At 69.2% G+C, this 9879-nt stretch carries 5 protein-coding genes; 1 reads left to right on the plus strand and 4 read right to left on the minus strand.

Translation table 11 applies throughout. The annotated features are described in order from the left end of the window. The 4 genes from QZV72_RS04010 to QZV72_RS04025 form a co-directional block, all read right to left on the minus strand. Positions 1-1886 (minus strand): M13 family metallopeptidase (locus QZV72_RS04010; protein ID WP_297005598.1); only part of this gene is annotated, 1886 nt, incomplete at its 3' end. Positions 1887-1933: 47 nt separating this feature from the next. Then, positions 1934-5431, minus strand: a complete 3498-nt coding sequence (locus QZV72_RS04015) for an arabinosyltransferase domain-containing protein (protein ID WP_297005600.1) — start codon at positions 5429-5431, stop codon at positions 1934-1936. A 79-nt stretch (positions 5432-5510) separates the two neighbouring features. Next, entirely contained in the window at positions 5511-7607 is a 2097-nt protein-coding gene (locus tag QZV72_RS04020) for a galactan 5-O-arabinofuranosyltransferase (protein ID WP_297005603.1), read from the minus strand. A gap of 289 nt (positions 7608-7896) precedes the next feature. Continuing rightward, on the minus strand, positions 7897-9222 hold the full coding sequence (locus tag QZV72_RS04025) for an NYN domain-containing protein (RefSeq protein ID WP_297005605.1): 1326 nt from the start codon (positions 9220-9222) through the stop codon (positions 7897-7899). A 248-nt stretch (positions 9223-9470) separates the two neighbouring features. Between QZV72_RS04025 and QZV72_RS04030 the strand changes: the two genes are divergently transcribed. Next, positions 9471-9845 (plus strand): GntR family transcriptional regulator, encoded by a 375-nt coding sequence (locus tag QZV72_RS04030; RefSeq protein WP_297005608.1) that lies wholly within the window; start codon positions 9471-9473, stop codon positions 9843-9845. Positions 9846-9879 lie beyond the last annotated feature (34 nt).

Below are 9879 nucleotides of genomic sequence, written 5' to 3' on the forward strand. Positions count from 1 at the left end.
CCGCGCCAGCCTTGAGCCCAGCCGGCGAAGAACCGTTGGTCGCCGGTGAGGTCGTCGATCACCGGCGCCTCCTGCCCGTCCTTGGAGATGCGGTACGCCAGATGCGCGATCGTCACACCACCGAGGTCGCCGATGTTCTCGCCCAGGGTGAAGGCACCGTTGACGGTGTGTTCGGTCTGGCCGCGCTCGGCCAGACCGGTGGGCACCAGCCCGTCGTACTGGTCGACGAGCTTGTCAGTCAGCGCGGTGAACGCCGCCCGGTCCTCGTCGGTCCACCAGTCGTTGAGATTGCCGGCCCCGTCGTACTTGGAGCCCTGGTCGTCGAAGCCGTGGCCGATCTCGTGGCCGATGACGGCGCCGATCGCCCCGAAGTTGCCGGCCATGTCCGCGTCCGGCTCGAAGAACGGCGGCCGCAGAATCGCGGCGGGGAAAGTGATGTCGTTGCGGACCGGATTGTAGAAGGCGTTGACCGTCTGCGGGGTGGTGAACCACAGGTCCGGGTCGGACGGCCTGCCGAGCTTGCCGACCTCGAACTCGTGGTTGAATTCGGTGATGGTGCGGTAGTTGGCCAGCAGGTCGGCGCCCGCAGGGCTGAACGTGACCCCGGAGAAGTCCCGCCAGACCTCCGGGTAGCCGATCCGGGCGCGGAAAGTCGAGAGCTTCTCCAGTGCCCTGTCCCGGGTGGTGGGCGTCATCCACGGCAGTTCACTGATCCGCTCGCGGTAGGCGGCCAGCAGATGGTCGACGAGGTCCACCATCGTCGTCTTGTACTCCGGCGGGAAGTGGCGCTCGACGAAGACACGCCCGACGTCCTCGCCGACGGCGCCGTTGACGAGTGACAGGGCCCGCTTCCATCGGTCGCGCTGCTCGGTGGCCCCGGACAGCGTCCGGCCGTAGAAGTCGAAGGACGCCTCGGAGAACACCCGCGGCAGTTTGCCGGCGCGCGCGGTGACGACACGCCAGTACGCCCAGAGTTTCCACTCGTCGAGGTCGTGGGCGGTGTAATCCTCGCCGCCGGCGCCACCGGGCACGAGGGTGGCGACATGGTCGAGGTAGCTCGGCTGGGAGACGATGACCGACGGGGCGTTGGTCTCGGTGATGCCCACCCCGTCGAGCCACGCGGCGAAGGGGAAGCCGGTCGGCAGGTCGGCGTGGCGGGTGGGGTTGTAGGTCTTCTCCGCGTCGCGGCTGGACACGGTGTCCCAGTGGCCCTTCGCCAGGTCGGTCTCGAAGGCGATGAGGGCGTCGGCCGCGTCGGCTGCGGCGGTCGCCCCGGTGCCGGCGAACCGGCCCGGCCGCTCCTGGGCCTCGGTGAGCTCCAGGTAGCGGGTGACGAACTCCCGGTACGCGGCGCGGGTCTGCGCGTGCTGCTCCTCCCGGTAGTAGGCCTCGTCCGGCAGGCCCAGGCCGGTCTGCACCAGGTAGGGGACCTCGATGCCGGCGCCCCCCTCACCGGCGCCCCCGGCGTCCTTCTCGGTCCAGAACCCGAGCACGCCGCCCACGCCGCCGCGGTCCAGGCGGGCGAGCACCGCGACGAGTTCGTCGAGGCAGGACGCCGCGCGGACCGGGTCGAGGTCCACGTCGAGCACGTCCAGTCCGGCGGCCTCGATGCCGTTCTCCCCGTCCTCGTCCATGAACGACCTGTACAGCGCACCGATGCGGGTACCGGGGTCCGCCTCCTCGACGATCTCCCTCACATCGAGTTCCGCACGGTCGCGCAGGGCGTGGAAGGTGCCGTCGACGGCACGGTCGGCGGGAATCCTGTGGGACGCCAGCCAGGCGCCGTTGACGTGCCGGTAGAGGTCGTCGGCCGCCCTGGGGGTGGGCCGCGCGGCCTCGGTGATGTCGTCGGGGATACCGGGGGAGGCGGTGGAATCGTCTGTCATGGGCCCCACTCTAGGGACGCCACGGACGTGGCGTCGTGGGTGGGGTGTCAGCTCATGGTGAACTTCATCGGTCCGGCGGACCACAGACCGGAGCGGGTGTGCTCCTCGGTGGTGAGTTCCGCGGGCTTCGGCAGCACGCCGGTCGACGACGCGAACGGGGTCAGCTTCGTCAGCACACCCCAGTCACGCTGCCAGTCGTCCTGCAGGTAGGCGGGGACCTCCTCGCCGACGGTGGTCATCTGGACCAGGCCGCCGGCACCGCCGCCGTAGTAGTCCTGCACCGGGGCGTGGTCCTTCTTGGCGGAGTGGTCCGGGGAGATCTGGTACCCGGGTACCTCGGCCACGCCGGCCCAGTGGTTGTAGGGGCGCTGGCAGGGGTACTGCAGCGGGGTGGCCCAGTCGATGAGGGTCGGTACGTCAGGTCCGACGACGTCGGTCATGGCGACGAGGGTCGGGACACGCGGCGGGGTGATCGCCAGCCACTGGTCGGGGGTGACGTTCTTGTCCTTGGCGACGATACGGACCACGTCGGCGTCCCCGGGCAACCAGTCCATCGGGACGCGCAGGTTGCGCCACTGCGGGGCGGTCTCGATGTCCAGCGGGACGATCGACCCCATGACCTCGAAGGCGCTGTCGCCGGTGCCGCCGGTGGACCTCCCGTACTCGATGGTCAGCTCCTGGCCGTACTGGAAGACACCGTTGAGGTCGTCGTGGGCGACCTCGCCGGCGGCGGAGACGATGAGCAGCGGGGCGTCCTTCCGGCGTTCCGGCAGGGAGAACCAGGAGCTCGTGGTGTTCGCGGTCTCCTGCAGGCCCACGGTGTAGGAACCGATGACCGGGACGCGGGCGCGGTCGATGCCGAAGGGCAGGGTGGCGAAGGAGCCGTTGATGCCGGCCTCGGTCTGCAGACCACCGGCGGTGCCGTCACTGCTCGAGTCGTTGTCGGCGCTGCCGAAGGTGTTGCCCGCGGTGGCGGAGGTCGCCGGGGCGCCGGTCCCGTCATCGTCACGCGGGTCCTGGATCCGGTCGGGGATGTTGTTCTCGGCGAAGCCGTGGGTGTTCTTCCCGACGAGGGAGTCCCGGAAATCGGTGCCGTCGGCCGGGGTGAGGAAGGAGTCGTTCGTGTCGGACTCGACGCGGACGTCGGAGGCGAGGTTGCAGGTGTCGCCGGTGAGCGCCATGAGATTGCCCTTGCCCACCGAGTAGGCGGGCCACTGGGAGATGAAGCCCTTGCCCAGCGACGCCAGGTTGAACACCACGACCAGGGCGGTGAGCACGGCGATGGGGGCGGCGGCCACACCGTTGAGGCGGCGGGCCTGGCTGCGTTCCTTGTCGGTCGCCTCCGCGATCTCGGCGGCGGTGGTGGCCTTCGCCTCGCGGATGTCGGCGAGGAAGCCGATGACCACGCCGACGATCATGATGATGACCGAGAAGACCATCATCACCGTGGAGATCTCGATGCCGGCGATCTGCACCGGCTTGTCGAACCAGGGCACGCCGAAGCTGGAAATGTACCACCAGCCGTTCGTGCCGGACAGTGAGAAGGCGAAGAGCAGCAGGCAGGCGCCGATGAACAGGATGCGGTTACGGGCCGAACGCATCGCCATGGTGGACGCCGCGACCGCCGCCAGCGCGGCGAGACCGGCGGCGAGACCGGCGTACACGCCGAAGTGGTGGGTCCACTTGGTGGGCGTGAAAGTCATGAAGAACATCGTGCCGATGACCACCAGGGTCAGTCGGACGGCCGGTCCGTTGGCGGTGCCGGGGACGCGTCGGTTGCGCAGCATCGAGGCGATCACCACGCCGAGGCACAGGATCATCATGAGGACGCTGAACCGGCGTGGGAACGATCCGTCGACGGTCTGCTTGAGCAGTTCGGTGTAGCGGACCGGCTCGTCGTACCAGGACAGGGCCGGGCCGACGGCACCGCGCACCCGGATCGACTCGATGACGGTCGACAGCGTCTGGTCGCCGAAGACGCAGATGAGCACGGCGGTGCCGGCGGCGAGGAAGGGCGCGATCTGTGCCAGGACGGCGCCGGCGGTCCGCTTCCTCGACGAGCCCTTCGGCGCACCCAGGGCGGGCAGGCGGCGGATGACGATGCGGATGAGCCCGGACAGGGCTGCGAGCAGGGCTGCGACGGCCATGAGACCGGTGGGGCCGGCGGCCAGTGACAGCGACGCGACGATGACGCCGAAGGCGGCGGGCAGCAGGCGGGACGTGGCGATGGCACGCTCCATGCACACCCAGGTCAGCAGCGCGCCGAGAGCGATGACCGGCTCCGGCCGGGTGCCGTTGTTGAAGGTCATCCAGAAGACCAGGAAGACGGCGGCTGCGGTCCAGTGCGCGACGCGACGCCCGTTGAGCGGGGCGCCGAGGCGGGGCAGGACCTCACGCGACAGCAGCATCCAGACCAGGGCGCCGGCGATGAGGCCGGGCAGGCGGATGAAGATCGAGGCGTCGGAGATCCGCGTCATCACCGCCAGCAGGTCGTAGTACGGGGCCCCGAAGGGGGATTCGGGTACACCGAACCAGCGGTAGTAGTTCGCCATGTAGCCCGACTCGTGGCTGGCCCGCGCCATGGTGAGCAGGTAACCGTCGTCGGAGGTGTTCGCGCCGATGAAGTACCAGACGACCAGGACGCCGCCGACGACGGCGTCGAGCCAGCGGGGACGCCACCAGTCCGCCGGCAGGAAACGGCGGTGGGTGCGGGTCCGCCCGTCGAGGCAGTCGATGCGGTGGAGCGTCCACAGTGCGATGACGGTGAAGAGCAGGCCGAGAACTGCGGCGGCGACCTTCGCGGCTGACGGGGAGGAGGTGAAGCGCGAGTCGATGGTGACATCGACCTTCAGCCCGGCGTCCACGGCGGCCCGCGTGTTCTCCGGGGTGTCGGTGAGCTCCGTGTAGATGCCGGTGAGCATCGGGCGCATGTCATCGGGGACGAGGCCGTCGAGGACGACGCCGTCACGGGTCTCCCTGGCCGGACCGGCGGCATCGGCGACGCCGTCCGCGTCGGTGCCCGGTGTCGCGTCCGGGATCCAGGCGCGGGTGCCGTCGGAGTTTGAGGAGATGCGCAGCACCGCGTCCGCCGGAAGACTGTCGATGGTGGCGTTGTCCATCGTCAACAGGACGGAGTTACGGTTGATGACGTCGAGGCCGTTGCCGGTCGAACGGACGAACATGCCCCGCAGGGTCTGGTCCTCGGAATCCTCCGGGACCGTGGACAGTACCGTGGTCTGACGGTCGTTGAGGTCGCGGACCTCGGAGACGGGGAGGGTGATGTCGAGGTCCTGGGCCTGGTAGGAGACCAGGGGGGAGGTGACACTGCGGAGGTCACCGTTCTGCGGCCAGGAGTAGCTCGACTGGACCTGCTGCACCGGGAGCAGCGGGATCAGGCAGAACATCAGCATGCCGAGCAGTCCCGACACGATGGCGGTGAGCTTCAGCCGGGAGGTGTCCACCGGGATCACCGGGGACGCTGCGGGGGCCGGTGAGTCCTGCGGGGAGGGGGACGCGTCGGGGGCTGCTTCATCGACTCGTGACATAGTCGCACATGTTACGTCAGCGCGGCAGTGCGTCCTAAGTGGTCGGGGATCTAGATCGGGGCGCCGCCCCGGCGCCGCTCTAGCGTCGCACCGCGAGGACGAACGGTCCGATCTGGCGAAGCGTCCACCCTTCGCTGAATGCGGTGGCGCGGAAGCTCACCGGGCGGAAGCGGACGTTGGGGTCGTTGGGGTAGATGTCCTCGGACATCCGGTAGGAGAAGGACCCGATGTCGCCGCTGCCGTCGTCCTCCAGCTGGCCTCGCAGCAGCAGGGCGTCGGGCGGACGCCAGCCACGGTCACGGTTGACGGCGTCCATCGCCTCGCGCAGTTCCGTCGGATCGTCGATCCGCGTCCACCGTTCGATCTCGGCGTTGCGCTCCTCGTACTCACCCAGCGGATTGGCGTAGTGGGCGGAGATCGCCTGGAAGACCGGGTACGGGTGGTAGGCCACGAAGCTCTGCTCGTCGGTGAGGACGACCGTGTCCGCCGGGTTGTCACCGCGCAGTTCCCGGATCGCGGTGTCGACCTGGCTGAAGTACACCGTCGAGTCCGCCGGGAGGGTGTCGCCGCGCTCGGCGTCGCCGTCGGTGTCGGTGTAGGCGAGGTCGATCTCCTCGCGCAGGTGCAGTGGCACCGAGACGGCATACGCGGCGGTCGCGAAGGTCAGCAGGACGCCGATCACCGCGGTGACCTGCGGAGCACGCTGCGGGGTGACGAAGGCGGGGTAGGCCTTGGCCACACCGGAGCTGCGCAGTTGGTCGAGGGCGAGGACGCCGCCGGTGACGAGGAGGAGGGAGATCGGCAGCTCCATGCGGAAGCCGAGGAGGGTGGTGCCGCCGAGCGGGGCGATCATCGACAGCACGACCCAGCCGTAGGACACGACCAGGCCGCAGAGCAGACACCGGACGGTACGGTCACGGAAGTTCAGGACCATCCACACGATGCAGATCAGTGACAGGGCGCCGACGACCGAGAAATCGAAGAAGGGGGTGGGTAGTTCGGTGCCGATCTCCGGGAGGTAGTGCTGGGCACGACCCGTCGAGCCGTGTTCGGAGGTGAGCAGGGCGAGGAAGTAGGGCCCCCAGCCGAGCAGGGCGATGATGCCGGAACCGAGGCCCACGGTGAGCAGCCGCAGCAGCGGAGGTAGGAAAGGCGGGGTACCGGTGCCGGCATCGGCGCCGGTGGTTGTGCTGCGCCGGTGCCGGGACTGCCAGGCGATGACGAGTGCGACGAGTACGACGCACGCGGCCGAAATGCCGGTGAAGAGGGTGTAGAGGTTCGCCGAGAAGCCGAGGTAGACGATGAGCCCGGCCATGGCGGCCCGGGATCCGCGCATCGCACGTCCGGCGATCGCCGCGGCGGCGGGCATACCGACGGCGACGATGGCGGCGTAGGGCTCCTCGGGGGCGACATAGAGGAGGGTGACGGTCGTCGCCGCCGCGATGACGCTGCCCAGCGGCAGGGAACCGGTGATGCGGTGCCACACCGGGACGAGGACGGAGGCGGTCGCCGCCAGCGTGATCAGCGTCCAGGGCTGGAAGGCGGCCCACCCGGCGAGTCCGGCGGATTTCGCGAAGATCCCGCCGGCGAGGAACCAGAGCCTCGGATAGAAGCTCGGCATGTCCGGGTAGGCCATGTCGCCGAAGCCGGGGTCTTCGGTCATCCGGGTGAGGAACTGGGTGCGGAACGCCTGGTCGACGCTGATACCGCCGAGGTAGAGGCGGGTCGCGGCCAGGGGGATGCCGATCAGTGTGATGACCAGGGCCGCGGGGGCGAGCCAGCAGACGAGGACGCAGAGGACGCGCTTCCACCGGGGGCTTTCGGTGGGCTGGGTGTTCTTGTTGCCCTGGTTGTTCCTGCTGTTCCTGGCGCCCTGGCTGCGCGGATGGAGCATCCGGTAGATCACCAGCCCGAGGACCAGGAGGACGAGGATCGCCCCGGCACTGGCCAGCGCCTTGGTGACGTTCGAACTGGAGAACGCCGGCAGATGGGTACGGGCCAGGACGATCCACGCCACCAGGGTCACCAGGGCAGCGAGGACACCGGCGCCGACGACCTGACCGAGGAAACTCAGGGCTCCGGGTCGGGGTGCGACGGTCGGGGTGGTCGCCGGGGTGCTTTCCGGGGTGTTTTCCGTGGCGCTGGATGAGGCGTTGGCTGTGGTGCCGTCTGTCATGGTCGCGATTGTTCCACACCACGCTGCGTATCCCGCCCGCGCCTGTCGTGCACCTGCCCTGCACCCACCTGTACCCGTCGTGCACCTGCGTTTTCCCGCCCGCGCTCGTTCCCGTGCCTGAGGGACGCCCCGCCCATGCCCCGCCGATGTCCCTACCGGGATGGCTTCACTGCAGCTGCCAGTACCGGGACGCGGTCATCAGGTACCTGATATCCGCCTACAGGTACTGGTAGCTGCATGGCCGGCAGCTCAGTACTGGTGGCTGCACGGCCGGCGGCCCTCACCAGGCTCAGCGCCCGCGCGAGGTGCGCAGAATGCCGCGGATGCCGGAGTGGAAGCCGTCGCGCAGGTGGATCCGCTGGTTCTCGGAGAGGGTGACCTCGTGGAGGGTCTGGCAGGCGAACTGGACGAGCGGCTGGTTGATCGCAGGGGGTAGGCCACCGCCGGAGAGGGTGTGGACATCCTCGCGCTGGCCGGAGGTGGCGGCGTGCTCGTACCACCACACCGCATACTGTTGGCCGACGTCGAAGGGGCTCTGTTCACCGGAGCTCTGCCAGATCTCGGTCGGTAGCGGCACATAGCGGCTGCGCATGCGGCGCCGCGGGGCCATCATCGACGGGTTGGGGCGGGCCGACGGGGTGTCGTCGGCGGATTCCGGTGCGCCGCCCGGGGTCAGGGGGACAGGTGTCGGGGTGGAGTCCTGCCCGGCACCGGCGGATTCCTCTGGTGCCCCGGCGACGGTCTCCGTTCCCTGCGGGGCCTCGGGCTCTGCACCGGTGGTTTCCCCGGTGACCGTGATCTCCACTCCGCTCGCCACCGTCTGTGGCATTCCGGGAATACCGGTGGACGCCGCCCCGGACGACGGGGCCGGGATATTCTCCACGGGGGAGGGGACGGCCGGGTGACGCTTCCTCCTGCGCAGGTCAGGCACGACGGAGGTGCCGCTGAGGTCCTCGACCGGCCGGGCGTCCCCGAGGGGTTTGTACTGTGCCTGACTCTCCGGTGCGGTCGGGGTGTCCTCCGGCGGGTTCTCCCCGGCAGGGCAGGGAACGGTGGGGGGCAGCGGCCCCTCGAGGATCTGGAGGCGCATGCAGTCGCGGAAGTCCTCGCGCGGATCGAGGATGGTGGTGGAGTCACAGGCGAAGCGGAGGTTGGAGGACATCGAGTCCCAGCCGAAACCGTAGAGGTGGACGCGCACGCCGGCGTCCACCGCTTCCTCGACGCCCGGGATCATGTCGGCGTCGCCGGAGACGAGGACGATGTCGGAGCAGGTGCCGGTGAGGGCGGCCCTGACCATGTCGGCGACGAGGCGGGTGTCGACCGCCTTCTGGGTGCGTCGGTCGCCCCACTCGATGAGCTGTCCGGCGCGCAGCTGCACCCCGGGTTCGGAACGCAGCGCTCGCTGGTAGCGGTGCGGGCCGGAATCGGGAATGCCGTCATACCAGTTCTGGCGGTGGACCGGCTGGTCAAGCTGGTTGACGGCCATGCGTTGAATGACGCTGACCACCTCGGGCAGGTCTATCTCCAACTGGGACCTCGCGCCGGTCTCCCACGAGTTGTAGAAGCTCGCCAGGAGGTAGGAGGTGTCGACGAAAACAAGGGTGCGCTCGAGCATGGTTGTCAGTCCTCAATCACAGTTATCGGAAAATGTGCAGTTCCCAGTGTGCCCCACAGGGGATGGGGCAGGGGGAGTCGGCGGGCAGGGGGAGACGGACGGGAGGGAGGGAAGGGGGGTCGGCGGGGAGGTGAAAGGCCGGCTGCGGAGCCCGAGGCCCTTGCCTGCGGCTCCGTCAGTGAGGTATTGGTTAGTTACTGCAGTAACCAACCAACCTACTTCAACGAGGACGCGCCGGGAGGACAGGCATGGACGCGACCGCCGCACCCCTGTTCCGCCAGATCGCGGACCTGGTGGAGGGCTCCGTCGTCGACGGTTCCCTCGCCGAGGGCGACCGTGCGCCGTCGACGAACGAACTCGCGTCCTTCCACTCCGTCAACCCGGCGACCGCCCGCAAGGGGCTGCAACTGCTGGTGGACCGCGGCATCCTCGCGAAGCGCCGGGGTGTGGGCATGTTCGTCGAACCCGGTGCCCGGGACCGCGTCCTCGCCCGACGCCGCGACGCCTTCGCCGCCGACTACCTGACCCCCCTGATCGACGAGGCACGCTCCCTCGGGCTGACCCGCGCCGACCTCCACGACCTCGTGGAACGCACCGCAGAAAGCAGAGGACTGGAACCATGATCACCACCACCACCGACCTCACGCGACCTCACGC

The sequence above is a fragment of the uncultured Corynebacterium sp. genome (assembly GCF_902782855.1).
GTDB lineage: Bacteria > Actinomycetota > Actinomycetes > Mycobacteriales > Mycobacteriaceae > Corynebacterium.